The following is a 24,704-nucleotide window of genomic DNA, read 5'->3' as shown; positions in this document are numbered from 1 at the left end:
CGTCAAATTCATCGGGTGATGGTTGACGAGCTACCCGTGAGGATATAGAGATTTCCTATGCCTATTGAAAACAAGATCAAATCAATTTCAGAGCTCGCTGAGATTGTTTCCACGTTACAGTCAGAAGGGAAGAAAGTCGTGCATTGTCACGGGGTTTTCGACCTGCTTCATATTGGACATATCCGGTATTTTCGCCAAGCAGCCAGTTGGGGTGATGTGCTTATTGTCACGGTCTCCCCGGATAGGTTTGTGGACAAGGGGCCTAATCGGCCTGCATTCGGTGAAGTGTTGCGCGCAGAAGGTGTCGCCTCGCAGGATGGAGTGGACTATGTGGCGATCAACGAGTGGCCCACTGCCGAAGAATTGCTCAGAGCTGTCAGGCCGGACGTTTATGTAAAAGGGTCTGACTTCAAGAGTATCGAATCCGACCCCACAGGCAAGTTGCAGTTGGAAGCAGACGTATGCGCTGAAATCGGGGCGGAGTTGAAGCTGACGCAGGATATCGTGTTCAGCTCGACCAATCTCATCAACCGTTTCATGTCTTCCTTCACTGATGATGTGCAGGAATATCTTGAGATGTTCCGCTCTCGGTATTCCGTCACTGATGTAGAGGCCGTGCTGGAGAAGGTCTCTTCTCTGAAAGTGGCCGTCATCGGTGATACCATTCTGGATGATTATCAGTATTGCACCCCGCTGGGCGCTTCTTCCAAAGAGCCTGTCATGGCCTTCAACCACACAGGTGGAGACCTGTTCGCCGGTGGCGTGCTGGCCATTGCCAATCATTTGGCCAATCTGGTGAGCGAGGTGCATATGTTCACCGTGCTGGGTGAGCAGGATACGCAGGAGGATTTTGTCCGGGAGAATCTCAATGACAATGTGACGCCGCATTTTGCCTATCAGAAAGACGCCCCGACTCTGCGCAAGCGGAGATATATCGAAGGGTACACCATGACCAAGCTGTTCGAGATATATCATATGGATGACTCGGGCCTGGACCTGGAAACCGACACGGATCTGCGTGGAGCGGTAATGCAGACCGCCAAGGAGTGCGATCTGGTTGTGGCGGCCGACTTCGGCCATGGAGCCATCAGCGCCGAGTGCCGTGAGGCTTTGACCCAATCGAATTTTCTGGCGGTGAATACGCAGGCCAATGCGGGCAACAGAGGCTTTCACACGATCTCAGGGTATGGCAGGTGTGATTTCATCAGCCTGGCCGAACCGGAACTCCGGTTGGATACCCGTGACAAGAGTACCGGCGTGATCCCGTTGACTGAAAGTGTTCGATCTCGTCTGGGCGCTTCCATGATTGCTGTTACTCGCGGCAAGAAGGGGTCCTATGTCCTGAACAGCGATGGCACAGGCGTGCTTGTCCCGGCCTTTGCCAACAAGGTCGTTGATAAAATCGGTTCGGGTGACGCCTTCTTTTCCGTTGCTTCGCTTGTGGCCAGTCTTGGAAATGTTTCGCCTGAAATCGTGGCGTTTCTTGGCAATATCGCCGGCGCCATCGCCGTGGGGATTGTGGGCAACAAGAAGTCTGTCACCAAGCAGGCCATCATGAAATTTGTCACTTCTTTGCTCAAATAAGATTATGCCTGAAAAATTCGATACATCCCGACTCAAGGTGCTGCCCCTCAGTCAGCGTCAACACGATCTCAATCTGTCTGTAATCAAGGATTTGCAGCCAGCCCTGGCTGTGCATCCGAGTTTGCAAAAGGTCGCGCAGAGGATTGTGGATGCCAAGAAATCAGGGGCGTCCGTCATTCTCATGATGGGTGCCCATGTCATTCGTTCCGGGGTTCAGCGCTTTATCATCGATATGATGGAAAAAGGCTACATTTCCTGCCTGGCAGGTAACGGGGCGTGCTCCATTCATGATTACGAGCTGGCTCTGATCGGTGAAACGACCGAAAGTGTGGCCCTGTATATTCGCGAAGGGCAGTTCGGATTGTGGCAAGAGACCGGTCAGTTGAATGAGATCGTCAGTCAGGCCGCACAGGAAGGCATGGGGGTTGGCGAAGCCGTGGGCAGAGCCATCCATGAAGGAGCGTTCCCTCACCGGGACATCAGCCTGTTTGCAGCGGCATACAGACTCGGCATCCCGTATACCGTCCATGTGGGCATCGGTTCCGATATTGTCCATGAGCATCCCAATTGTGATGGCGCGGCCTGGGGCAAGGCGTCCTATACTGATTTTCTTTACTACACGAAGATTCTTGAGAATATCGAGAACGGTGTTGTCATGAATTATGGCAGTGCCATCATGGCGCCGGAGGTGTATCTCAAGGCGCTGGCCATGGTCCGTAATGTGGCGCTACAGGAAGGGCGGGAAATCCGTCGATTCAGTACGCTAGTCTGTGATCTCAAGGATTTGCCGGACGATATCTCCGCCGAGGCTCCCAAAGGGTGTTCGGACTACTATTTCCGGCCATGGAAAACCATGCTGGTGCGCACCGTTGACGATGGTGGTGAAAGTTTCTATGTACGGGCACCACATGCTGAGACCGTACCTCAACTGTGGACCGCATTGAACACAACCCAGGTGGCGCATATATGAGTTGGAATTCGTCCTTGCAGGTGTTGTCGACTGTTCTTTCCGGCATGGTTGTTACTGATAAATCAGGGGCTGTCATTGATGCTGATGCCGGATATGCTCTGCTTGTGAAGTGGATTGAAGCATGTCGGCAGGATCGGCGCCGTGTCTATTTCGTGGGCAATGGAGCAAGCGCTTCCATGGCCAGTCATTTTTCCACCGACCTGGCGAAGAACGCCGAGGTCCCGACCGAAGTCTTCACCGATTGCTCCCTGATCACGGCAACCGGAAACGATTTTGGGTATGAACAGACATTCGCCTATCCGTTGGGTCAACGGATGATCGCCGATGAATTGCTTATCGCCATCAGCTCTTCTGGCAACTCCCCCAATGCCGTGGCAGCCGTCAGGAAAGCGCAGGAGCTGGCTGGTCGCGCCGTGACTGTGACTGCCATGTCGCCTGATAACGCCATGCGCGGACTGGGCGATCTTAATTTCTATCTGCCCGCCGAGAGTTATGGTATGGCAGAGTCCGGGCATGGGGTGGTGTTGCATCATCTCATTGATCTCTTTTGTGATTGATGCAACGCGGGGCGGGATGTGCCGTTATGCCCACCTTCAAGAGTACATCTTGCTTCCTAAAATGAAGAATAATTACCAACGACTTGCGATGACGTTTCGATGTCATTTGATCCATATGTGAAGGGAAAAGGTTTGTCATGAGTAGAAAGAAACTGATTTGGAACGTGGCGATAGCCAAGACGGGTAACTCTGCCCGCTGGGACTTTCTGCGGTTCAACAGACCTTTTTTGAAAGAAGTCGGATTTCATGCCGCTCCTTTGCTGAAAATGACGCATCCGGACAAGGACTACCTGGGGTGATGGAGTAGCTACGCCCCGTATTGAACTGATACTAATTTTACGTTTGATATATATTACAATAGGATTTGAGACATGGCCGATTCATACGGTATAGACAGCCATAAACTGCATTATCATCCCGAGTGTGTTTCCCGCTGGTTGAAGGGAGAGAATACCTATCCCATCTACATGGAAATCAGTCCTTCCGGGACCTGTAACCATCGGTGTACATTCTGTGCTCTGGACTTCATGGAGTACCAGAAGCGCTACCTGGACACCGTGATTCTCAAGGCGCGGCTGGGTGAGATGGCCGGGCTTGGCCTCAAGAGTGTCATGTACGCCGGAGAGGGAGAACCGTTTCTGCACAAGGATATGGTCGAGATCACCCGGCATGCCAAAAGCGTGGGCCTTGATCAGGCGTTTACCACCAACGCGACGCTTATGACTCCCAAGATCAGCGAGCAGATTCTCGATGTGACATCGTGGATCAAGGTGAGCTGCAATGCGGGAACTCCCGAGAGCTATGCCGCGGTGCATCGTACCAAGGCATCCCATTTTGGCCGTGTCCTGAGCAACCTTGAGGCTGCCGTGGCCATTCGCAAGAAGAACGGCTACAGTTGCACGCTTGGTATGCAGATTCTTCTTCTGCCCGAGACCCGTGATGAAGTCGTCGGTCTTGCCGAAATGGCCCGTGATATCGGTCTCGATTATCTGGTCGTCAAGCCGTACTCCCAGCATCCGAAATCCAATACTGACGAATATCAGGACGTGGAATACACCAACGTGGATGGTTTGGCTGAGGAGCTGGACGCTGTGCGGACAGAGTCTTTCCAACCCATCCTGCGCGTCAATACCATCAAGAAATGGCAGGAAAAAGATCGCCCTTACGAGCGCTGTCTCGGTCTGCCTTTCTGGTCGTACATGGATGCCGGGGGCAATATCTGGGGATGTTCGATGTTTCTTGAAGATGACCGCTTCAAATACGGCAATATCCATGAACAGACTTTTCAGGAAATCTGGGAAGGGGAAAAGCGCGCCAAGGCTATGAAGTGGTTCCTGGAATCCTTTGACCCCAGCGTGTGTCGGATTAACTGCCGCATGGATGAAATCAACCGGTACCTGTGGGGACTTGCCAATCCTCCGGCTCACGTCAATTTTATTTAGGTGCACCTGTGAATACTGCTGAAATTCCACGCCGGGACCTTCTGGAAACCATGGTCCTGTTGCGCTGTTTCGAGGAAAAAATTGTCGAGGTTTATGGCCGTCAGGACATGAAGACCCCGGTACATCTGTACATTGGACAGGAAGCCATTGCCACTGGTGTCTGTGCGCATTTGCGTAAGGAAGACTATTTGGTAACCACCCATCGCAGCCATGCGCACTGCCTTGCCAAAGGGGCTGACCCGCAGGCCTTGTACGCCGAATTTTATGGCCGCGTAGACGGATGCTGCAAAGGGATGGGCGGATCCATGCACCCGGCATTCCCCGACCTCGGCATTATCGGAACTTCAGCCATTGTCGGCGGTGGAATTCCTCACGGTGTGGGCACGGCCCTGGCGTCCAGCCTTCGTGGTGATGATCGTATTTCCGTTGTCTTTTTTGGTGACGGTGCAAGCGAAGAGGGGACGTTTCACGAAAGCCTGAACTTTGCCGCGCTCAAGAAACTGCCTGTACTTTTTGTCTGTGAGAATAACGGCTATGCCACGGTTTCGCCGCTGTTCAATCGTCAGCCTAATCCCGATGTGTCCGAACGGGCAAAGGGATATGGCATCACGTCCTATTGTGTAGACGGCAATGATGTCGAAGCCGTTTACGAGGCAGCAGACAAGGCCGTTAAGCAATTGCGTCAGGGGGGCGGACCTGTTTTTATTGAGGCCAAGACGTATCGCTGGAAGGGACATGTCGGTCCTGGAGAGGATTGGAAAACAGGGGCGCGGGATCGCGAAGAGCTGGAGCAGTGGAAGAAGGAATGTCCGCTCAAACGGTACCTTGCCAAATTGAAAGAGGACGGCGTGTCTGCGTCCGACTTTGATGCACTCGTTCAAAAAACGGATGCCATGTTGGATGCCGCTCTGGAAGAGGCGCGCAAAAGCGAATTTCCTCCCACGGAGCAAATGTATGAACTTCTCTATAGAAAAGGGGGATGCTGATGCCCTGGACAGCAGTTTGTATCAGCAAGGATGATTCCCTTCGTTTTGAGCAGGACGGCCATCGCTGTCTGAGTTATGTCGAGGCGCTCAATGAAGCGCAGAGACAGGCGCTGGATAGTGATCCTGAAGTATTTCTCATTGGTGAAGGCATTGATGATGTCGGTGGGGTTTTTGGTTCTACCAAAGGTCTCAAGGAGGCATTCGGCGACCGGGTTATGGATATGCCTATCGCTGAAAACGGATTGACCGGAGTGGTTTCTGCCGCTGCGGGAGTTGGCATGAAGCCGGTACTTGTTCATATGCGTGCCGATTTTCTGCCCATGAGTATGGATCAGCTCACCAACCATGCCGCCAAATGGCATTACATGTCCGGTGGGCAGACCTCCATTCCGTTGGTGGTCCGTTCGATTATCGGTCGTGGATGGGGCTCTGCTGCGCAGCATTCTCAGGGCACCCACAGCATGTTTCTGTCCACTCCCGGTTTGAAAATAGCGTTGCCTTCAACGCCATATGATGCCAAAGGACTGTTCCTGTCCGCAATGCAGGACCCCAATCCTGTACTTATTTTCGAGCATAGATGGCTCTACGACAGTGTGGGACCGGTACCTGAAGAAATGTACGCTGTGCCACTGGGGGAAGCCATTGTTCGACGCAAAGGGAGCGATGTCACAATCGTTGCTGTCTCTCAAACTGTGCAACAGGCCATTCAGGCCGCTGATACTCTGGCGGAGAAAGGCATTGAGGTCGAAGTCGTTGACCCACGAACCATTGCTCCGTTGGATATGAAGACCATCATGGAGTCCGTATCAAAAACCGGTCGATTGGTTATTTGCGATGTTTCCTGTAAGACAGGTGGATATGGTGCGGAGATTGTCTGTCGCTTGGCAGAGTCCGATCCTGCATTGTTGCAGGCTCCTGTGCACAGAGTGTCTTTCCCGGATCTGCCGACTCCTAACAGTCCGGTGCTCGAAGAAGCCTATTATCCCGGTGTTGACGATATAATCGCAGCTGTTGAAGCTGCTCTTTCATAGAATCGAAGGACAATAAAGAATGAGTGAAAACGACCGGATCGTTTTGGATGGCCACAAACTGGCCTGGTACAAGGATCGTGTTGAGGCGTGGCAGCGCGGCGAACGCATCGCTCCCATCACCATCGACTGTGCGTTGACCCGCAAATGCAGCTACAGATGCACGTATTGCTATGGTCAGTTGCAGGCGAATGATGAGCAGCACATGACAAAGGATGTCATCTTCCGTTTTCTCGACGATTGTGCCGAGATCGGTGTGAAGGGCGTCAGCTTTGTCAGCGATGGCGAGTCCACCTGTAGCCCGCATCTTTATGATGCCATTATCCACGGTCATGAGAATGGTTTGAGCATGGCTCTGGGTACTAATGGATATTTGTTGCAGGATGACAGGTTGGAGGACATTCTTCCTCGGTTGACGTATTTGCGGTTTAATATTTCTGCAGGCGAACCGAAGCGGTATGCAGAAATTCACGGGTGTGCCGAAAAGTGTTTCCACAAGGTGTGCGAGACCATGCGCAAGGCCGTGGAGATCAAGAAGGAAAAGAATCTTGATGTGACCATTGGTACGCAAATGGTCCTTATGCCTGAGTTCAAGGATCAGATCATGCCGCTGAGTCAGCTTGGTTTGGACCTGGGCGTGGACTATCTGGTTATCAAGCATTGTTCAGACGATGAAGATCATACTTTGGGCGTGCAGTATGACAAGTACGAAGAGCTGACGGATTTGCTCAAGGAAGCTGAGGCGCTCAGCACTGACACCTATATGGTCAGGGCCAAATGGTCCAAGATCATGAGCGGTGGCACTCGCTGTTACAGTCGTTGCTATGGTCCCCCGTTCATTATTCAGTTCTCCGGTTCAGGCCTTGTCGCCCCCTGCGGCATGCTGTTCAACTCCAAGTACAAGAAGTTTCACATCGGCAATATCGCCGAGACTCCTTTCAAGGAGATGTGGCAATCCGACAGGTATTGGGAGGTCATGGACCTGATCAGTTCAGATAAGTTCGACGCAAAGACCATGTGTGGCTCGCTCTGCTTGCAGCACAAGGTGAATGAGTACCTGTACGGCATCAAAGAACAGGGTAATGAGCTTACTGATCCCACTGGCGAGCCACCCATGCATTTGAGTTTTATTTAAGAGAGTTTGTTTTTTATAAAACAAGATTGAGTAGTAAAAGACCCTGTCGGCTGAGGCCGACAGGGTCTTTTTTATATGTTTTAGCAAGCGGCCGTCGCGATGTCGGTCAACGATGCGTGCCTTTTGCGTCGACGTGTCACTGGCGTTTCGGTTATTCGAGCCAGTGCGGATTGTCTCGGAGAAATTGTGTGCCCACATGGGCGACATAGTCGCGATCGGGGTATTTGGCTTTGAATATCTCCCAGAATCGAGTCTGCCGGGCTTCGTCTTCGTCTATCGTCTGCCAAGTGCCATCCAACCGCTGTTCCATCTCTTTCACGGCATCCATGATTTCCTGAGGGGAATTGTCGATGACCTTGACCCCGAGATCCATCATCTCATGCGCGTTGTACATAGCCAGAACGTCATTGCCCAGTATTTCGGACAAGGTGAGGTAGCGGTTTTCGGGAACAGACCAATAGTGCTTGATGATGGAAAGATTGTGCTTGCCCCAGTTGGTCAGCATGGAAGGGGGGATCAGGTTGACCCACAGCGTCGGTCTTCTGAAACACTGGGCTGCAAGGGTGTCTGGACCAGTGCCGCAGGTGATGTAGAAGTGACACTGGCCTGCCAGGTATATGTCCATGAGAGGGGTGACTTTGCCTGTGAAGGGGTAGTCAATGATGTGTCTGTTCTGGCTGTCCACCCGGGTTTGGGCGATGTTTCCGGCTCTGACAACTGTAAAGCGTTCAGCCAGATGTTCAAGCGCCGGGATATACGTATTGATGTCCGTGTTGCGAAATTCGTAGTGCGTGTTGTCTTCGTGGGGGTTGTGTTCCAGCAGGTATTGATAGTCGCGTCCAAGAACCGGTATGAATGGACGATCTTTCTGCAAACCGAGAGCTGCGGCCTGTTGTTGCGCTTCTGCTAGTTCCGTATCCGAGAAGTGCAGGTGTTGCTTCGTCTTGCTCATGAGATTTCTGAGATCAAGCGTTCCCATTTTTTCAATGTCACGGCTGATAACGCCGAGTCCGCCAAGCTTATGGCAGATGTCGAAGAGCGGGAGGAATATCTGTTTGATCGGAAGGGTGCGGCCCCACATTTCAAGCAGCGCCGGGTTGCAGGGCCTGTCCCTGTGAACAAAAAACCGAAATTCTTTGGGAAGCTCTCCAAGATCACGCAAGCTGCAAAAAAGCTCAGTGTTGCCACCCATATGACCTATGCGATCGACCCGTAATGTATATATCTTGAAGGGGACCGGCGAAAGGAGATTGAAGAGAGCCAGAAGCAGGGCAAAGGGCAGAAGCAGTGGCCAGGTGAAGAGTCTGACCCATCTGAGATTAATGCGATAGTGAGGTTGGGACATTGTGTTCCTACATCTTGATCGGTTTATGTGTTTTGGTTGAGTATTGCAGTATGCTCTTTCAGTGTGCTTTGCAATCAGAGCAAGAGAAAAGGGTTGCGTTCGCAACGCAACCCTTTTCTCTTTTTTCTTACTTTTGGGAGCAGCTTACAGAATCTGGCTCAGGAACAGCTTGGTGCGTTCGTGTTCCGGGTTGGTGAAGAAGTGCTCGGGAGTACCTATTTCAACAATCTTGCCTTCATCCATGAAGACGACATGGTCGGCCACTTCGCGGGCAAAGCCCATTTCGTGGGTGACGACCACCATGGTCATGCCTTCCTTGGCCAGCGTTTTCATGACGTCGAGAACCTCACCGACCATTTCCGGGTCAAGCGCTGAGGTCGGCTCGTCAAAGAGCATGACCTTGGGGTTCATGGCCAGGGCGCGGGCAATGGCCACACGCTGCATCTGTCCGCCCGAGAGCTGGGCAGGGTAGTTGTCCGCCTTGGCGTGGATGCCGACCTTGTTCAGCAGGGTCATGGCGGTCTCCACGGATTCCTTTTTGCCACGTTTGCGGACCGAGGTCTGGCCCACTGTGACGTTTTCCAGCACGGTGAGGTGCGGGAAGAGGTTGAAGGACTGAAAGACCATACCCACTTCCATACGGACTTTGTTGATATTGGTCTTCTTGTCGAGGAGATCCACGCCGTCGATCATGATATGACCGGCGTCCGCGTGCTCCAACCTGTTGAGACACCTGAGGAACGTGGATTTGCCGGAACCGGACGGGCCGATAACGACCACCACGTCGCCCGGGTTGATGTGATAGGACACATCGTGCAGGGCCTGGATCTCGTGGGGAACATAGAAGGTTTTGTATACGTTTTTTACGTCGATCATGTCTTACGCCTCCGCTGTCCGTTTTTCGAGATACTGGACGAACATGGACAGAGTGAATGTCAGCACCAGGTAGAGAAGTGCGCACATGAACCAGAGTTCGTATGGCATCAGGCTGGTGGTGACTGCTTCACGTGTTGCTTTGGTCAACTCGCGGATGGCAATGACGCCGAGCAGGGACGAGTCCTTGATCAGGCTGATAAACTGTCCGGCCAATGGGGGCAGGATGCGTTTGAAGGCCTGAGGCAGGATGATCTTGGACATGGCCGTGATTTTGGTCATGCCAAGTGACCTTGCTGCCTCCATCTGCCCTTTGTGGATGGACTGGATGCCGGCGCGGACGATTTCAGCCACATAGGCACCGGCAAAGATGGCCAGGGAGGCGATGCCGAACCAGAGCTCGGGTATCTGGAATAACCCCATCTTGTTCAGCATGCTGTTGATGATCGTGCCCAGTACGAAGTACCAGATCATGATCTGGACGAGGAGCGGGGTGCCTCGAATCAGTTCAATATAGGTGATGGCCGTCCACTTGAGGCACGGGTTGGTCGATATTCTGGCAAGCCCAGTGAATAATCCCAGCAAGATACCCAGTATAATGGCTATCAAACTGACTTCAATGGTGATCAGAATACCTTCGAGCAGCATACCTATTTGTTTTTCTTGGTAGGTGCCGAGCGTATCTCCCATATATATGGCGGAACCCTCTGAAACTATGATGCCGGCAGTGGGCATGGTGTAATATTCCGATTCCCCGTCGCCTTTGACAATAACGACAGAGTCAGCACCTTTCTGGGTGATGGAAGTCACTTTGCCTTCTACTTCAGCTTTGACCTCAACGGTTTCAACATAGTAGAAATATTTAGGGATTCTGTTCCAGCGCCAAATATAGTTGGTCTGTGTGGTGGCCCAATAGAAACTGAAGCAGGTGCCAACCAGCAGAACAACAAAAAGAACTTTATAAAACAAGTCTTTGTTGAATCCCTTGGGGATTGCAACTTTAGCCGTATCAGTCATTCAAATGCTCTGTGAATTGAAGTGCGAGAAAAGACCGGGGGCCGCTAAGTGCGGCCCCCGGTTAGTAGATGCGTAATTTACTGGATTTCGGCGTACCAAGCGTCGGAGCCGAACCATTTGTCGTAGATGCGGTCATAGCGGCCGTCGTTCTTGATCTGGGTGAGGAAGTTGTTCAACCAGTTCAGGAAGTCAGGGTCACCCTTGTTGATGGCCCAACCCAGAGGCTCGTAGGTGAAAGGATCTTTCAGCAGTTTCATGCCGGCATCCTTGCCACGCTGAGCATAGAAGATGGAGGTCATGGGCAGGTCGTAAACGGTGGCTGCAGCCTTGCCGTTCAGCGTTTCCAGCATGGCCTGGTCTTCCATCTCGAAGGACTTGTACTGCGCTTTGGGGAAGAGGCGCTTGGCGGCCTGTTCACCAGTGGTGCCCAGCTTGGAAGTAATGACGTATTTTGCATCGTTGAGCTGCTTCCAGGAGGTGATTTCGTCAGCGTACTCTTTGGAGATCAGTGCAGTCTGACCAACAACGATGTACGGAATGGCGAAGTTGACCTTCAGGTTGCGCTCCTGATTGACGGTCATGCCGGAGGCGATGAGGTCATATTTGTCGGACAGCAGGCCGGGAATGATGCCATCCCAGGCAGTGTTGACGATTTCGAGCTTCACGCCCATGGCTTTGGCCATTTCGGTGACCATGTCGATGTCGAAGCCAACGACGTTGCCTTTCTTGTCAGTCATCTCGAAGGGCATGTAGCCGGCTTCGAGACCTACGCGCAGAGTCCCTCTCTGAACAATTTTTTCAAGCGTAGACATTTTCTGCAGCTCAAGACGGACATTGATGTCTTCCTTGGGAGCTTCAGCCTTATTCGTGGGCTGCTGGCTGCATGCAAAAAGAAAAATCAGGGTGCTGAGAACAGCCGCGAGAGCGATAAGACGTTTCATCCTTTCCTCCAGTGAAACTTGGTTTGTTGGTATGTCCTGCTCCCATGTCTGCCATCCGGGTAAATGGCGGTCTTTGGGGGTGGGTCCTTATACATCTGTGTCCTGTGAATAAGACGTTCACAGAGCGACATTCTTTAGTAGCGTTATTGTCCTAAAAATTCAAGAAAGTTTTCCAATGATTCTGATTAACTTGTGAGCAAGTCCATGATTTTTTCATTTCTTGGCATTTGCTCGTGAATTTCTCGTTTCAAACAAATGTTTACTGAGGTTATGGTGGGGAAGGAGGTTTTCCACAATTAGTGGATTCAAAGAGCCTCAAACGAGTAGATTTATACTATTATGTAGTATTGCGTTGTGTGAGAGTTGTGATACTCATGGAAGTGGATTTGCTGCACTTGGGTTGAATCTGAAAAGGATTGAGAGAGGCTTTATGCCGATTGAGCGGATATTGTTGGTTGAAGATGATGGCGTGGCCCGGTTGGATATTCAACTTGCCCTGGAGAGGGTGGGGTACTCTGTGGCCGGGTATGCCACCACAGGGCAGGGGGCCATAGAGCTTGCGGACTCATTGAGCCCGGATATTGTTTTGATGGACATTCAACTCGAAGGTGACATGGATGGTGTCGAGGCTGCCAACGAGATTTCTCGTCGGTTCGATATTCCCATCATTTTTGTGACTGTCGCCATCGACGACGAAAGTCTGCACTGGGCCAAGGTCTCCGGTCCATTCGGCTATCTGGTCAAGCCGGTAGATCACAATGAGTTGAAATCAGCCATTGGGGTCGGCCTTTACAAGCATCAGATGGAACGGGAGTTGAAAAAAGCCAAGCGGGCGGCAGAAGCGGCCAGTCGGGCCAAGACTTCCTTCCTGGCCACGGTGAGCCATGAACTCAGGACCCCCATGAACGGTGTGCTCGGCATGACGGAGCTTTTGCTCATGTCCGATCTGGGCGATCCCTATCGGGAGAACGTTCAACTCATCAAGGAATCGTCCATGGCGCTTTTGACAGTGCTCAATCAGATCATCGACTATTCCAAGCTCGAATCCAGTTCGCTTGATCTTAGAAAAACGGATTTTCGTCTGGAGGATATGGTTTCCGGCCTGTTGTCGCAATTCTCCCGCGCTTCGAAGGCCAAGGGATTGTCCCTGGAATATTCCATTGCGCCGGAGATTCCCGGCTGGCTTCGTGGCGATTCGGCCAAGCTACGGCAGTTGTTGGGCAATCTGATTAACAATGCCGTGAAGTTCACGCCTTCGGGGCAGGTCATGGTGGATATCTCGCCCGTCGACGGCAATGGTTCGGTTGGCGAAAATGAAGTCATGGTGCAGATCATTGTCAAGGATAGCGGCATCGGTATCCCGCAGGAGAAATTGGACGAGATTTTCGAATCATTCAACCTTGCCGAGGATCCTCTTCTCCATACAACTGGCGGTCTGGGCCTCGGGTTGGCTATAGTCAGCCGCTTGATTACCGTTCTCGGCGGGGCCATTCAGTGTTCGAGCGAGGTCGGCAAGGGAAGCACCTTTTCCGTTACGGCGCCCTTTGAGCGCAGCCGGTACGAAGATCAGGCCCCATCATCTGAGGTGCTGGGCAACGAGTCGCCGCTCAAGGGGGCGCATGTGCTGGTGGCGGAAGATGATCTTGTCAATCAACGGTATATTGTTCGATTGCTGGAAAAAATGGGATGCGAAGTCGTGCTGGCCGAAGATGGTGTGCAGGCCGTGGATGCATTGAAACAAAAGCGGTTTGATATCGTGCTCATGGATGTGGAGATGCCGCAGATGAACGGTATTGAAGCGACTCGCCTTATTCGTAAACCGGAAACGGGATGTCTTGATCCAGATGTGCCTATCGTGGCTCTGACTGCCCGGGCCATGTGGGGTGATGAGCAACGCTGTATACATGTGGGTATGGATGACTATGTGTCAAAACCGGTGGACATAGACACCATCGCCGCTATAATACAATCAACATTGCAGAAGGATTAGTACACATTCACAGACCACCGGGAGCATTTGACCGTATGAGCGAGAACAAGGAAACGACACCCATTCTAAACGGTGGAATCTACAAGGTGTTTCTCATTCTGCTGTTGTTCTTTTCCCTGTATCTGGGCTTTTCCATCGTTGAGCCGTTTATCCACACACTGATTATTTCCACTGTGTTGGCCGTTCTTTTCACGCCCGTATTCACATGGGCGCTGAAGGTATGCAAAGGGCGGCGGACATGGGCTTCCCTCATGACAGTGGGAATTATTGTCTTTGCACTGCTCATACCCATGACGTTCCTGATCATGGCCCTCATAGGCCAGGGCGTAGAGTCTCTTGTGTCGGTGAATGCCTGGGTTACGCAGGGCGTGTACAAGGGGTATATTAGCGTAGACCAGATGGACAAATATATCGCCATTCTTCATGAACAGTTGCCGTTCCTGCGCATTGACGAGGTCGATATTCAGAATAATATTGTCCAGTATTCCAAGACGTTTGCCCAGGCCATGCTGACATTTGGTTCTGAAGTCGTCCGTAACGGCGCAAAGCTGATTCTCCACTTTCTGCTCATGGTTTTCATTGTTTTCTATTTTTTACGCGATGGTGCGAAAATGGTCGCGTACCTTAAGCACCTTTCGCCTTTGCGGGCCCGACAGGAAGATTACATCATTGATTCCCTCAAGCGTGTTGCCCGAGGTGTGCTCATGGGGTGCCTGCTGGTGGCCGTTCTTCAGGGATTTGCCGGTGGCATTGGGTTGGCCGTGGTCGGTATCCCCGCTTTTTTCTGGGGCGCCATGATGGCTCTGGCGTCGCTGGTGCCTGTTGTGGGTACTGGGTTGGTCTGGGTGCCGTCGGTGATTTACCTTGTTTTGATCGGCGATTGGAAGATGGCTATTTTCCTGGCTCTCTGGTGCGGCCTCTTCGTGGTCGGCATTGATACGTTGCTTCGCCCGATTTTCATGCGCGAGGCGTCACGCGTTTCCACCTTCTATATTTTCCTGGCAATTCTGGGTGGCATTTACACCTTTGGCATGTTGGGCGTTTTTTATGGACCGCTCATTCTGAGTTTTGTCATGGTCATGCTGCAAATTTATATTGAAGAGTATGCGGCAGACCTTGAAGATTTTGATGATATTGATGAGGCTTGTTAATAATGGTTCGTTATTTCTGTTTTTTGTTGCTGTGTATTGTCTTTTTTTCTCTCCAAGGGTGTGGACCGGAACCGGTCAAGCCGCTTCCCGTTGATGACAAGCCCGGTTTTGTCGCGCTGGATGAAGGTGATGCCGAATCATTGGCCAGGTCGCTTTCCACGCGTTTGCAGGGATTGGGGTCATGGACTGATCTGGCGCCGGGATTGGAGAAGAATCTCCGGTATCTCCGTACCCGACCTCAGGATGCTGTCTGTGTCAGTAAGCCCGGTCTTGCCTTGACCTGGGGACAGGTGACGCAGTCCGTTGAAGAATTGCTCGGCATGCTGGGCGAGTTGCAGGCAAATCCCCGGCTTGTCGCCGAACGTTTCCAATGGCTCAAGGTGTCGCCCGGGACATTGTTGACCGGATACTATGAGCCGTGGCTGGAAGCGTCCCTCTCGCCTGATGAAGGGTTCAAGTATCCGTTGTACGAAAAACCCGACGATTTGAAGCAGGTAAACCTTGGCGCCTTTCATCCTCGCTGGAAAGGGCAGACCCTGGTGTATAAGGAAGGGAAGGACGGTATTGAACCGTATTATGACCGACGGGCTATTGACGGCAGCAGAGTGCTGGAAGGAAAGGGCAAGGAAATCGCCTGGGCAAAGGATCCGGTAGATGTGTTCTTTTTGCAGATTCAGGGGTCAGGCCGGTTGGACCTGCAGGACGGCACTTATAAACATATATTATATGCCGGCAAGAACGGCCATCGCTATGTCTCCTTGGGCAAGTTGCTCATCGAGCGGGGCTATATACCTAAAGAAGAGATGTCCATGCAGCGGATTCGCACCTTCCTTGAGGCGAATCCGGATATTGCGCGGGAACTGCTTTTCGAAAACCCCAGTTATGTCTTCTTCAAGTTGGCCGATGACGGTCCGTATGGTTCCATCGGTTCAATTCTCATTCCCCGCGTCAGTGTTGCCGTGGACAGGAGCATGATTCCGCTTGGCAGTGTGTCAGTGCTCAAGACGGCTCTCATGAATTATGAAACGGGTGAAACAGACCCGTTCCTGTCTCTTGTTCTGGCACAGGACACGGGGGGAGCCATACAGGGAACGCGGATGGATTTGTTTTGCGGAACAGGCGTCCAGGCGGAGACTTTGGCCGGTCATCTTCAGGAAGATTCCGAAGTTTTCATGCTCGTGAGTAAAAAAGCACTTGAGACGACCGTGTCTCAGTTGAAGTAGTTGGTAAGGAGTAAATATGCAGTACGTTGCTTTGTTCGTTCAGGAAAAGCACGGATATATGGTCGAATTTCCGGATTTTCCGGCGTGTGTCACCTTTGGTGTCGATCTGGATGAGGCTGTAGATATGGCGCACGAAGCGTTGGCGATGTTCGTCGAGGAAATGGTGGCAGAAGGGCAGGAATTGCCGACTCCGAAAGTCAAGAAAAGCCTGCTGGCGATGCCGGAGAATCAAGGCAAAAAAGCCATTAATATCAAATTGAAAGGTGATGGAACAGACTTCGAGGAGTTCGAGGTTGTCATGCACGCTCATCTCCTTGAACGAATAGAGAAATATTGCCGTGATCAAGGGGCTTCTCCAGCCGATTTTCTGGCCGCCGCCGCCCGCGATGCCATCCGGACCGACATCTTCCAAAATTGATCAATCTACCTTTTTGTGGAATATGAGTGCCGTAAATGTAAACTCAGATTTGGCTTAATTAGTCATTTACTTCCGGTTCTCTTCCATTTTGCACCCGCTTTTTTAAAATTACCTTCACATTCTTGTTAAAAATTTGATTAAATCGCGACTTGCGTGCTTTTTGCTTTTGGTTTAGTGTCCCTTTCCGGGCCAAGGGTAAGTTAGTTTCGTTTTTCAGGCGTAAATTTAACGATTTTGGTTGCAAAAGTGTCAAATGACTCTGAACCCGGGAGGAGATTTCGAGTTGAATCGCTTTTCCGGCACCTGTTTTTTCAAAATCGATATTTCCCCGAGCATAACATTAACAGTGGAGTGACGAGAGACCATGTGTCGTTTATTTGCACTGACAAGCCGTGACCCAGTGTCGCCCATGCTCGCCATCGATGCCCTCAATGTGATGAAAGAGGGACACGACGGCTCTGGCGTGGGATTGTACCTGAGTGGTCTTGGTGGCCCCTGGGAAGAATTCAAGGATTATCCCATTTTGTCCGGTATCTTTACCGAACCGGGACTTGCACGAGTTTTCGAGTATATGGCGGACAAGGGTTTCCGTTCCATTTATTCTGCCATGTTCAAGCCGGAGGTCGAACCGCCGGTTGGTACGCCTGTTCGCGGGACGTATGCATCCATTGCCTACAAGATTCCAAAAGAGTGGGATGATCTGCCCAAGGCTGTGGTTGACCAACGGCTCGTTCAGATGCGCCTTGACCTGCGTAAAGAAGGCGAAGAATCCGGGCAGATAATGGTTTTTTCCTTCTGGCCTGATACCATCATGATCAAGGAAGTCGGCGATCCTCTCGCTATTGGTGAATACCTGCAACTTGGCCGTGAAGAGTTGTATGCCCGTCATATTTTGGCCCAGGGCAGGCAGAACACCAACTACGCCATCAACCTGTACGCCTGTCATCCCTTCTTTATTGAAGGTGTCGGCACCATGACCAATGGTGAAAACACGGCGTTTATTCCCATTAAGGAATATTTGCAGTCTCGCGGCGTCACCGGATACGAAGGGTATCAATCCGACTCCGAAGTTTTCACGCATATTGCCCATTATACTACGAAGAAGCTCGGCCTCGACATTTCTGCCTACAAGCACATCATCACTCCAATGAATGATGATGAGATGGCTGATCATCAGGATAGAGAGATGCTGCTGAATCTGAAACGTTCCTGCCGCAAGCTCATTATTGACGGTCCCAACTGTATCATTGGCTGTCTTGAAGACGGTTCCATGTTCATGGCTCAGGATCGCAAGAAGTTACGGCCCGGTGTGGTCGGTGGCAACCCGGAAATCGGCATGTACGCATTCTCTTCGGAGATCTGCGGACTCAACGCTGCCATTCCGGATCGTGACAGAAGTAAAGATTTTCAACCTATGCATCTCGATACGGCGATCGTCGGACCGGACTGCCGGGAGGTTCTCCAATGCTCTCAGAAAGACCCATTAGCCCTTCAACGTTAAGCCGCAAGGATCTGCCCTGGCAGATCAAGTGGGATATAAATGCCTGCACCAAGTGTGGGCGATGTACTTCGGTATGTCCGGTAAATGCCATTGAACTCGGCGTCTTCCGCAAGCGCGAAATCAAGACGTCCATGGGACTCAGTGCGAAACCGGTCAACGAGTTTTCCACGTATTACGGTATCACTCAGCGTACAGACCCTGCGTATGCCTGTATCGGCTGCTCCATGTGCAACATGGTGTGTCCGAACAATGCCATCGAACCGCAGCGTCAGTCCGATTCCACGACGTTGCAGTTCCAGAACAACCGTGGTGGCCAGTCCCGCACTCGCGGTGGTCGACGGAACAGCAGCGAATCCTTGTTGGATCAGCTCAAGTTTATTCGTATTTCCATGCTCACCGACCCTGCACTGGATGCCGGTCGTCACGAGTTTGAGATGCGGACCCTGCTCGGTCGTGTGCTTTCTCCGGAAAATGAAATCAAATGTTTTCAGGAGAACGGCTGGAAACCGCCGGTTCGGGAGATTTATCCTCTGGTTATCGGCGGTATGTCCTTTGGCGCACTTTCTCCGAATATGTGGGAAGGACTCCAGATGGGGGTTGCATATCTCAATGAAGAGATGAATATGCCGGTGCGTATCTGTACGGGTGAGGGCGGTTGTCCTCCGCGTCTGTTGCGTTCCCGTTTCCTTAAATATGTCATTTTGCAGATTGCTTCGGGTTATTTCGGTTGGGATGAAATCATCCACGCCATTCCTGAAATGAAGGAAGATCCCTGCGCCATCGAGATTAAATACGGTCAGGGCGCCAAGCCCGGCGATGGCGGTCTGCTCATGTGGTACAAGGTCAATAAGCTTATTGCGGCCATTCGCGGTGTACCAAAAGGCGTGAGCCTGCCTAGTCCTCCTACACACCAGACACAGTATTCCATTGAAGAATCCGTGGCCAAGATGATCCAGTCCATGTCCATGGCCTGGGGATTCCGTGTGCCGGTCTATCCGAAGATCTCTGCATCTTCAACATCTCTGGCGGTGCTCAACAATCTGGTTCGCAATCCCTATGCAGCCGGTCTTGCCATTGACGGTGAGGACGGTGGTACTGGTGCTGCATATAATGTGTCCATGAATCACATGGGTCATCCCATAGCCTCCAATCTACGCGATTGTTACAAGGCTCTCTGTGTTGCTGGTGCGCAGAATGAGATTCCGCTTGTTGCAGGCGGTGGTATCGGCAAGAACGGCAACCTGGCTGCCAACGCCGCTGCGCTTATGATGCTCGGAGCGAGCATGGTGCAGATAGGCAAGTATGTCATGCAGGCCGGTGCCGGTTGTCTGGGCAGTGAAAAGGATCGTTGCAACGTCTGCAATATTGGCGTCTGCCCCAAGGGCATTACTTCTCAGGACCCCAGAGTGTATCGCCGTCTCGACCCGGAAAAGGTTGCCGAGCGTGTGGTGGACTTCTACCTGAGCTTCGACACGGAATTGAGGAAGGTGTTCGCACCGCTGGGACGTTCCACGTCTCTCCCCATTGGTATGTCTGACGGTCTCGGTATCAGCGACAAGGACGCTGCCGATCGCCTCGACATCAAGTACGTGATTTAACAAACGAAGCTTAGGTATACGGAGTATATAATGGCAAAGAGAGTACAACGCATAGACGGTCACGACGACGGTGTGCGCATTGAATCGCGTATCCTCGAAGAGCGGATTCAACGTGCTGTTCGGGAAGGTGTTCGCAAAATAGAAGTGGACGCCATGGGGCAGCATGGTATCGGTGGCAGATTGTGGATTTCCAAAGAGGAACCCATCCATGTCACCATCACCGGATCGCCGGGACAGCGTATCGGTTCCAAGGGATTTCCCGGAACGACAATTGAAGTTATGGGCAGCATCTCTGACGATGTCGGCTGGTTGAATGCCGGCGCAGAGATCATCGTTCATGGCAACGCCTCCAACGGTGCCTGTAACGCCATGGCGCAGGGCAAGGTCTTTGTCGCGGGCAACACAGGTTCCCGCTGTATGACCATGACCAAGACCAACCCCCGTTTTGATCCGCCTGAACTTTGGGTGCTCGGATCGGTGGGTGACTATTTCGCCGAGTTCATGGCGGGTGGTACTGCCGTGGTCTGTGGACACGAAGCCCAGAACCCGAAGAACGTTCTTGGCTACCGCCCCTGTGTGGGTATGGTTGGCGGACGCATCTTTGTGCGCGGTCCTATCGACGGTTTTTCCCAGGCCGACTCCACGTTGGAGCCGATCGATGATGAAACCTGGGCATGGCTGACCGAGAATCTTGAAAGTTATCTTAAGAAAATCAAACGAGTTCGCCTTCTCAAACGTCTTACGAAGCGTGAGGAGTGGCAGCTCATTCGGGCCAAGACCCCCTTTGAAAAGAAGGGCAAGGTCCGCCGTTCCATTACTGATTTCCGGGCGAATGTCTGGGATGCGGAGTTGGGACGTGGCGGTATGATCGGTGATTTGACCGATCTTGACCGTTCCCCCATTCCCCTGGTGGTACACGGCGATCTGCGTCGTAAAGTGCCTGTGTGGGAAAACAGGAAATACATGGCTCCCTGTCAGTCCAGCTGTCCCACGGGTATCCCGGTGCAGAAACGCTGGCAGTTGGTCCGTGACGGTTTGGTGGACGAAGCTGTTGATCTGGCCTTGGCGTATACGCCGTTCCCGGCCACGGTCTGCGGTTACCTCTGTCCCAACCTGTGCATGGAAGGCTGTACCCGCAGCACTCAGCAGGGCATGGCCGCAGTTGATATCACCAAGCTTGGCCGTGAAGGGTACAAGTCCGCTGCTCCGGAATTGCCGGAGCTTTCGGGCAAGCGTGTAGCTGTTATCGGCGGTGGCCCTGGCGGTATCTCTATCGCATGGCAGATTCGCATGAAAGGGCACGAGGCCGTCGTTTACGACATGGCCGAAACGCTGGGCGGCAAGATCGCTTCCGCTATCCCCAACACCCGTGTTCCCAAGGAAGTCGTCAAGGCCGAGATTGATCGTGCTGCCAAGGTTCTGCCCCATGTTCATTTGCAACAGGAGCTGAAAACCAAGGAGTTCGAGGAACTCAGGGATGAATACGATTACGTTGTCCTGGCTATCGGTGCGCAAAAGCCGCGCATGATCCCGGTGCCTGGTCACGAACGTATCATTCCGGCGCTGACGTTCCTGAAGGGAGCCAAAAAGGGTGAACTGAAGTCCGGCAAAAAGGTCGTCATCATCGGTGCCGGTAACGTCGGTTGTGACGTGGCAACTGTTGCCGCCTCAGTTGGTGCCGAGGATATCACCCTCATTGATATTCAGGAGCCTGCATCCTTTGGTAAGGAGCGCAAGGAGGCCGAGGCCGTTGGTGCCCGGTTCAAGTGGCCTTGCTTTACCAAGGAAGTCACCGAGGATGGCGTCATGCTGCAAAGTGGTGAACTGCTGGAAGCTGATACGGTCATCATGTCCATCGGCGATCAACCTGATATTGATTTCCTGCCTGATACTATTGCGCTGGATCGCGGTCACGTTGTCGTCAACGATGACTATCAGACCACGGATTCCAGAGTGTTTGCCATCGGTGACATCGTTCGTCCCGGTTTGTTGACGCACGCCATTGGTCATGGTCGTCGTGCTGCTGAGGTTATTGATGACCTCTTCAATAATCGTCGTCCTCAGACCGATACCTGTGACATGATCGACTATACCCGCATGACTCTGGAGTACTTTGACCCTCGCGTCATCGAGTTCAGCGACATGAATCAGTGCGGTGCCGAGTGTTCGAGCTGCGGTTCGTGCCGGGACTGCTACATCTGCGACACTGTCTGTCCTCAGTCGGCTATCAGCCGCAACGAGCTGCCTGATGGTGGCTATGAACGTGTCGTTGATCCTGACAAATGCATAGCCTGCGGGTTCTGCGCAAACTCCTGTCCATGTGGTATCTGGGATATGAAAAATCCCGCACCCATGGAATAAGGACTTGTAAAAATGTAATAAAAAGGGCGGTGAGAATATTCTCACCGCCCTTTTTATTATTGATATCTTGGTTGTGGGCCTGTGTACAATTCCTGCCTGAGGCCATGATCTGTCAGTTTGTCGTAGGCAACCTGTTGTCTTCGCATCCTATCAACATGCTGCTGGGATATGGCCTTCACCTTGGCTTTGAGTTCGTTGCAATCCCTGGCCTTGAGCCCGCGTAATGCCTCATCGATTTCATGCACATTTCGCGTGGAGATATCGCCATGAATCAGTTCATGGTTCTCCAATTTGCCGAACATGGTTTTCCACCAGTTTCGTGTTTTATAATCCACGCTGTGTTTCAGCTTGGGATAAAAATAGGTCAGATGCAGATAGATGGTCATTCTTTGGACCCTGCATATGTTGTCTTTTCTTTCTATCCGATACTTGTATTCAATTTTGGTCCGTGTTTCTGCCGTATAGGTCCGTCCCGTCCCTTTGAGGGGGGATTTTTCCTTGAGATTGGAAACAATAGTATGGATATCCGTGCCGTCGACTTCATAGTATTCCTTGCTCACAGTAATAACCACATCCGCAAAGGCCGATGTGGCTGTGAGAAGAATAGTCAGAAGGGTGACAAGGATTCGCTTCATTCGTTATCCATGTATTTCTGGCGCGCAGAGATTGTCGAACTGCATTTGGTACAACCGTTCGTAGGAAGGACATGAATCAAGTAGCTCTTCGTGCTTGCCCTTGGCAATTATTTTCCCTTTTTCCATGACCACGATAAGGTCGGCCGACAGGATTGTCGAGAGACGGTGGGCGATGACAATGGAGGTACGGCCTACCATGAGATTGTCGAGCGCCTTCTGCACCACCCGTTCGGACTCGGTGTCAAGCGCGCTGGTGGCCTCGTCCAGAATCAGCAGGGTAGGGTTCTTCATGATGGCGCGAGCAATGGTCAGGCGTTGCTTCTGGCCACCCGAGATCTTGACCCCGCCTTCTCCCACGACGGTGTCGTAGCCTTCTGGCATATCGACTATAAACTTGTGGGCATAGGCTGCTTCGGCAGCACGCATGACCGCATTCATGTCGTACTCATCATGTGAATAGGCAATGTTGTCGGCGATGGAGACATTGAAGAGGAAGGTGTCCTGCGAGACGATTCCGAGGTTCAAACGGAGGCTGTCCAGGGTGTAGTCCTTCAGGTCAGTCCCATTGATTTGGATGGAACCACCGTCAATGTCATAGAACCGGGGAATGAGGTTGACCAATGTTGTTTTACCGGACCCACTGGGGCCGACAATAGCTACTCGCTGGCCCGTTTTGATGGAAAGAGAGACGCCGTCCAAGGCCGGGGCTGTGCAGTTGGGGTAGGTAAAGTGAATATCATTGAATGTCAGTTCGTTCAGTTTACCATCAAACTCGGTCGTCCCTTCTTCTTCAACATTGATGTTGGGAGAGTCGAGAATGTCAAAGACTCGCTCTGCTCCGGCCAGCCCGCTTTGAATCTGCTGGTTGGCGGCGTTGAGTTTTTTAATCGGATCATACAGTTGGAGCAGACACAGGAAGAAAGCCGTGAGATCGCCGGGAGACATGCTTCCGTCAATGACGCGGTTACCGCCGACCCACATGACTGTTCCGCCAGCGACGGCGGCAATGACATCCATAACCCGTGAAGAACCTTCACTATACAGTGTCCTTCGTATGAGGAGACGTGTGTAGCTGTTGTTTTCCTTGTTGAAGCGCAAGTCTTCCAATACTTCGTTGGCAAAGGCCTTGATGACTTTGATGCCGGAGAAATCTTCTTCCAATACAACGTTGATTCCGGAAATTTCGGCCTGCATCTTTCGGCCATATTTCCTGATTTTTTGTCCGAAGTAGACAAAAGGATAAATGGCTGCGGGCATGACAAGCAGGCTCCAAAAAGCCAGATAGGGATCAAGATAGATCGCCGATCCGATCAAAAGGAACAAGGTGAACACCTGCCGGACAAACATGATTGAACTTGGGAGGCAGACGCGAACGGCCATGACATCGGAAATGATACGACTCATGAGCATGCCGACTTCACTGTCGGCAAAATACGGCATGGGCAGCCTGATGATCTTTTTGAAGAGGTCATGACGTAGATCTCTCAGGACAAGTATGCCTGTGGCATTGAGTACATAAACTTGCGACAGCAGCAGCAGGCATTTGAGCATTATGAGTGTGGCAAATCCTGCAATGCACAGTTTGAGCATCCAGGTGTCCTTGGCAATGAGGACGTCGTCCATGATATACTTGCTCAACCATGCCAGAGCCGGCGGAATCGGGGCATACGAGAGCATGGCTAGAATAGCCAGTACAACTCGTGTCTTATAATTGGAAAAATACCCGATGCTCCGTTTTAACAGATACCAGTTGCTGAATTTATGCAGTGTAACTTGGCGAGCCAAAGTAACTCCTCGGAAAGAGCCGTGGGGCTGATTCAATTGGTTTAAGTCCATCAAATAAGATGTTGAGGCGGTATAGTAAAGGTTGTTGCAGACAAATAGTTCTGCGATCGTACCGATTACCCGACATCTTGTTCTCAGGCGATAACGCTTCGTTTGCAAGAAAA

General features: G+C 51.8%; 21 protein-coding genes. 15 read left to right on the top strand and 6 right to left on the bottom strand.

All coding sequences use genetic code 11. The features are described 5' to 3' along the window. Positions 1 to 57: 57 nt before the first annotated feature. From SRBAKS_RS03990 to SRBAKS_RS03955, 8 genes are all read left to right on the top strand, one after another. Positions 58 to 1,584: a PfkB family carbohydrate kinase gene (locus tag SRBAKS_RS03990; RefSeq protein WP_229593891.1), complete on the top strand. Its 1,527-nt coding sequence runs from the start codon at positions 58 to 60 to the stop codon at positions 1,582 to 1,584. Positions 1,585 to 1,588: 4 nt separating this feature from the next. After that, positions 1,589 to 2,554, top strand: coding sequence for a GSU2086 family protein (locus SRBAKS_RS03985; protein ID WP_229593889.1), 966 nt, complete (start codon positions 1,589 to 1,591; stop codon positions 2,552 to 2,554). Next, on the top strand, positions 2,551 to 3,111 hold the full coding sequence (locus tag SRBAKS_RS03980) for an SIS domain-containing protein (RefSeq protein WP_229593887.1): 561 nt from the start codon (positions 2,551 to 2,553) through the stop codon (positions 3,109 to 3,111). The genes SRBAKS_RS03985 and SRBAKS_RS03980 overlap by 4 nt, the downstream gene beginning before the upstream one ends. Before the next feature lie 137 nt (positions 3,112 to 3,248). Then, positions 3,249 to 3,410, top strand: a complete 162-nt coding sequence (locus SRBAKS_RS03975; protein ID WP_229593885.1) for a hypothetical protein — start codon at positions 3,249 to 3,251, stop codon at positions 3,408 to 3,410. A gap of 72 nt (positions 3,411 to 3,482) precedes the next feature. Then, on the top strand, positions 3,483 to 4,553 hold the full coding sequence (locus SRBAKS_RS03970) for a radical SAM protein (protein WP_229593883.1): 1,071 nt from the start codon (positions 3,483 to 3,485) through the stop codon (positions 4,551 to 4,553). Positions 4,554 to 4,561: 8 nt separating this feature from the next. Continuing rightward, on the top strand, positions 4,562 to 5,539 hold the full coding sequence (locus SRBAKS_RS03965; protein WP_229593881.1) for a thiamine pyrophosphate-dependent dehydrogenase E1 component subunit alpha: 978 nt from the start codon (positions 4,562 to 4,564) through the stop codon (positions 5,537 to 5,539). Continuing rightward, positions 5,539 to 6,570, top strand: a complete 1,032-nt coding sequence (locus SRBAKS_RS03960; protein ID WP_229593879.1) for an alpha-ketoacid dehydrogenase subunit beta — start codon at positions 5,539 to 5,541, stop codon at positions 6,568 to 6,570. Before SRBAKS_RS03965 ends, SRBAKS_RS03960 begins: the two co-directional genes overlap by 1 nt. A gap of 19 nt (positions 6,571 to 6,589) precedes the next feature. Then, on the top strand, positions 6,590 to 7,702 hold the full coding sequence (locus SRBAKS_RS03955; RefSeq protein WP_229593877.1) for a radical SAM protein: 1,113 nt from the start codon (positions 6,590 to 6,592) through the stop codon (positions 7,700 to 7,702). Between the two features lie 151 nt (positions 7,703 to 7,853). Here the strand turns inward: SRBAKS_RS03955 and SRBAKS_RS03950 are convergent, their stop codons facing one another. The 4 genes from SRBAKS_RS03950 to SRBAKS_RS03935 all read right to left on the bottom strand — a co-directional run bounded on the left by SRBAKS_RS03950 (position 7,854) and on the right by SRBAKS_RS03935 (position 11,878). After that, positions 7,854 to 9,047: a TIGR04372 family glycosyltransferase gene (locus SRBAKS_RS03950; RefSeq protein ID WP_229593875.1), complete on the bottom strand. Its 1,194-nt coding sequence runs from the start codon at positions 9,045 to 9,047 to the stop codon at positions 7,854 to 7,856. Positions 9,048 to 9,191: 144 nt separating this feature from the next. Beyond that, complete coding sequence (locus SRBAKS_RS03945) at positions 9,192 to 9,923, bottom strand: amino acid ABC transporter ATP-binding protein (protein ID WP_229593873.1); 732 nt, start codon at positions 9,921 to 9,923, stop codon at positions 9,192 to 9,194. A gap of 3 nt (positions 9,924 to 9,926) precedes the next feature. Beyond that, positions 9,927 to 10,937 (bottom strand): amino acid ABC transporter permease, encoded by a 1,011-nt coding sequence (locus SRBAKS_RS03940; protein WP_229593871.1) that lies wholly within the window; start codon positions 10,935 to 10,937, stop codon positions 9,927 to 9,929. Positions 10,938 to 11,014: 77 nt separating this feature from the next. Next, complete coding sequence (locus tag SRBAKS_RS03935) at positions 11,015 to 11,878, bottom strand: transporter substrate-binding domain-containing protein (RefSeq protein WP_229593869.1); 864 nt, start codon at positions 11,876 to 11,878, stop codon at positions 11,015 to 11,017. A 430-nt stretch (positions 11,879 to 12,308) separates the two neighbouring features. Here SRBAKS_RS03935 and SRBAKS_RS03930 point away from each other — a divergent pair, with 430 nt between their 5' ends. From SRBAKS_RS03930 to SRBAKS_RS03900, 7 genes are all read left to right on the top strand, one after another. Further along, a complete protein-coding gene (locus tag SRBAKS_RS03930) occupies positions 12,309 to 13,868 on the top strand; it encodes a hybrid sensor histidine kinase/response regulator (protein WP_229593867.1) in 1,560 nt (519 codons plus the stop codon). A gap of 35 nt (positions 13,869 to 13,903) precedes the next feature. After that, positions 13,904 to 15,019 (top strand): AI-2E family transporter, encoded by a 1,116-nt coding sequence (locus SRBAKS_RS03925; RefSeq protein ID WP_229593865.1) that lies wholly within the window; start codon positions 13,904 to 13,906, stop codon positions 15,017 to 15,019. A 2-nt stretch (positions 15,020 to 15,021) separates the two neighbouring features. Further along, positions 15,022 to 16,242 carry a murein transglycosylase A gene (gene mltA / locus SRBAKS_RS03920; protein ID WP_229593863.1) on the top strand — a complete coding sequence of 407 codons (1,221 nt, stop codon included), beginning with the start codon at positions 15,022 to 15,024 and terminating at the stop codon, positions 16,240 to 16,242. A 16-nt stretch (positions 16,243 to 16,258) separates the two neighbouring features. Continuing rightward, positions 16,259 to 16,660 (top strand): type II toxin-antitoxin system HicB family antitoxin, encoded by a 402-nt coding sequence (locus SRBAKS_RS03915; protein WP_283816519.1) that lies wholly within the window; start codon positions 16,259 to 16,261, stop codon positions 16,658 to 16,660. A 364-nt stretch (positions 16,661 to 17,024) separates the two neighbouring features. After that, positions 17,025 to 18,161: a class II glutamine amidotransferase domain-containing protein gene (locus SRBAKS_RS03910; RefSeq protein ID WP_229593859.1), complete on the top strand. Its 1,137-nt coding sequence runs from the start codon at positions 17,025 to 17,027 to the stop codon at positions 18,159 to 18,161. Further along, positions 18,125 to 19,759 (top strand): glutamate synthase-related protein, encoded by a 1,635-nt coding sequence (locus tag SRBAKS_RS03905; protein WP_229593857.1) that lies wholly within the window; start codon positions 18,125 to 18,127, stop codon positions 19,757 to 19,759. The genes SRBAKS_RS03910 and SRBAKS_RS03905 overlap by 37 nt, the downstream gene beginning before the upstream one ends. Before the next feature lie 30 nt (positions 19,760 to 19,789). Then, positions 19,790 to 22,120: an FAD-dependent oxidoreductase gene (locus tag SRBAKS_RS03900; RefSeq protein WP_229593855.1), complete on the top strand. Its 2,331-nt coding sequence runs from the start codon at positions 19,790 to 19,792 to the stop codon at positions 22,118 to 22,120. A 56-nt stretch (positions 22,121 to 22,176) separates the two neighbouring features. Here SRBAKS_RS03900 and SRBAKS_RS03895 read toward each other — a convergent pair whose 3' ends face one another. Both SRBAKS_RS03895 and SRBAKS_RS03890 read right to left on the bottom strand, forming a co-directional pair. Continuing rightward, positions 22,177 to 22,755, bottom strand: a complete 579-nt coding sequence (locus SRBAKS_RS03895) for a DUF922 domain-containing protein (protein WP_229593853.1) — start codon at positions 22,753 to 22,755, stop codon at positions 22,177 to 22,179. 3 nt (positions 22,756 to 22,758) lie between these two features. Next, the gene (locus tag SRBAKS_RS03890) at positions 22,759 to 24,540 is read right to left on the bottom strand and encodes an ABC transporter ATP-binding protein (protein ID WP_229593851.1); all 1,782 of its coding nucleotides are present in this window, start codon (positions 24,538 to 24,540) and stop codon (positions 22,759 to 22,761) included. Positions 24,541 to 24,704 lie beyond the last annotated feature (164 nt).

The organism is Pseudodesulfovibrio sediminis, assembly GCF_020886695.1.
Taxonomy (GTDB): Bacteria; Desulfobacterota; Desulfovibrionia; order Desulfovibrionales; family Desulfovibrionaceae; genus Pseudodesulfovibrio; species Pseudodesulfovibrio sediminis.
Note: the sequence above shows the minus strand (reverse complement) of the source record. Positions and strands in the feature narration are given on the sequence as shown.

Excerpts from the sequence above, each read along its gene's own strand:
- SRBAKS_RS03910 (WP_229593859.1), top strand. The coding sequence starts at position 17,025 with ATGTGTCGTTTATTTGCACTGACAAGCCGTGACCCAGTGTCGCCCATG.
- SRBAKS_RS03980 (WP_229593887.1), top strand. The coding sequence starts at position 2,551 with ATGAGTTGGAATTCGTCCTTGCAGGTGTTGTCGACTGTTCTTTCCGGC.
- SRBAKS_RS03955 (WP_229593877.1), top strand. The coding sequence starts at position 6,590 with ATGAGTGAAAACGACCGGATCGTTTTGGATGGCCACAAACTGGCCTGG.
- SRBAKS_RS03960 (WP_229593879.1), top strand. The coding sequence starts at position 5,539 with ATGCCCTGGACAGCAGTTTGTATCAGCAAGGATGATTCCCTTCGTTTT.
- SRBAKS_RS03975 (WP_229593885.1), top strand. The coding sequence starts at position 3,249 with ATGAGTAGAAAGAAACTGATTTGGAACGTGGCGATAGCCAAGACGGGT.
- SRBAKS_RS03940 (WP_229593871.1), bottom strand. The coding sequence starts at position 10,937 with ATGACTGATACGGCTAAAGTTGCAATCCCCAAGGGATTCAACAAAGAC.
- mltA (WP_229593863.1), top strand. The coding sequence starts at position 15,022 with ATGGTTCGTTATTTCTGTTTTTTGTTGCTGTGTATTGTCTTTTTTTCT.
- SRBAKS_RS03905 (WP_229593857.1), top strand. The coding sequence starts at position 18,125 with ATGCTCTCAGAAAGACCCATTAGCCCTTCAACGTTAAGCCGCAAGGAT.
- SRBAKS_RS03930 (WP_229593867.1), top strand. The coding sequence starts at position 12,309 with ATGCCGATTGAGCGGATATTGTTGGTTGAAGATGATGGCGTGGCCCGG.
- SRBAKS_RS03900 (WP_229593855.1), top strand. The coding sequence starts at position 19,790 with ATGGCAAAGAGAGTACAACGCATAGACGGTCACGACGACGGTGTGCGC.
- SRBAKS_RS03970 (WP_229593883.1), top strand. The coding sequence starts at position 3,483 with ATGGCCGATTCATACGGTATAGACAGCCATAAACTGCATTATCATCCC.
- SRBAKS_RS03945 (WP_229593873.1), bottom strand. The coding sequence starts at position 9,923 with ATGATCGACGTAAAAAACGTATACAAAACCTTCTATGTTCCCCACGAG.
- SRBAKS_RS03990 (WP_229593891.1), top strand. The coding sequence starts at position 58 with ATGCCTATTGAAAACAAGATCAAATCAATTTCAGAGCTCGCTGAGATT.
- SRBAKS_RS03925 (WP_229593865.1), top strand. The coding sequence starts at position 13,904 with ATGAGCGAGAACAAGGAAACGACACCCATTCTAAACGGTGGAATCTAC.
- SRBAKS_RS03985 (WP_229593889.1), top strand. The coding sequence starts at position 1,589 with ATGCCTGAAAAATTCGATACATCCCGACTCAAGGTGCTGCCCCTCAGT.
- SRBAKS_RS03895 (WP_229593853.1), bottom strand. The coding sequence starts at position 22,755 with ATGAAGCGAATCCTTGTCACCCTTCTGACTATTCTTCTCACAGCCACA.
- SRBAKS_RS03935 (WP_229593869.1), bottom strand. The coding sequence starts at position 11,878 with ATGAAACGTCTTATCGCTCTCGCGGCTGTTCTCAGCACCCTGATTTTT.
- SRBAKS_RS03950 (WP_229593875.1), bottom strand. The coding sequence starts at position 9,047 with ATGTCCCAACCTCACTATCGCATTAATCTCAGATGGGTCAGACTCTTC.
- SRBAKS_RS03915 (WP_283816519.1), top strand. The coding sequence starts at position 16,259 with ATGCAGTACGTTGCTTTGTTCGTTCAGGAAAAGCACGGATATATGGTC.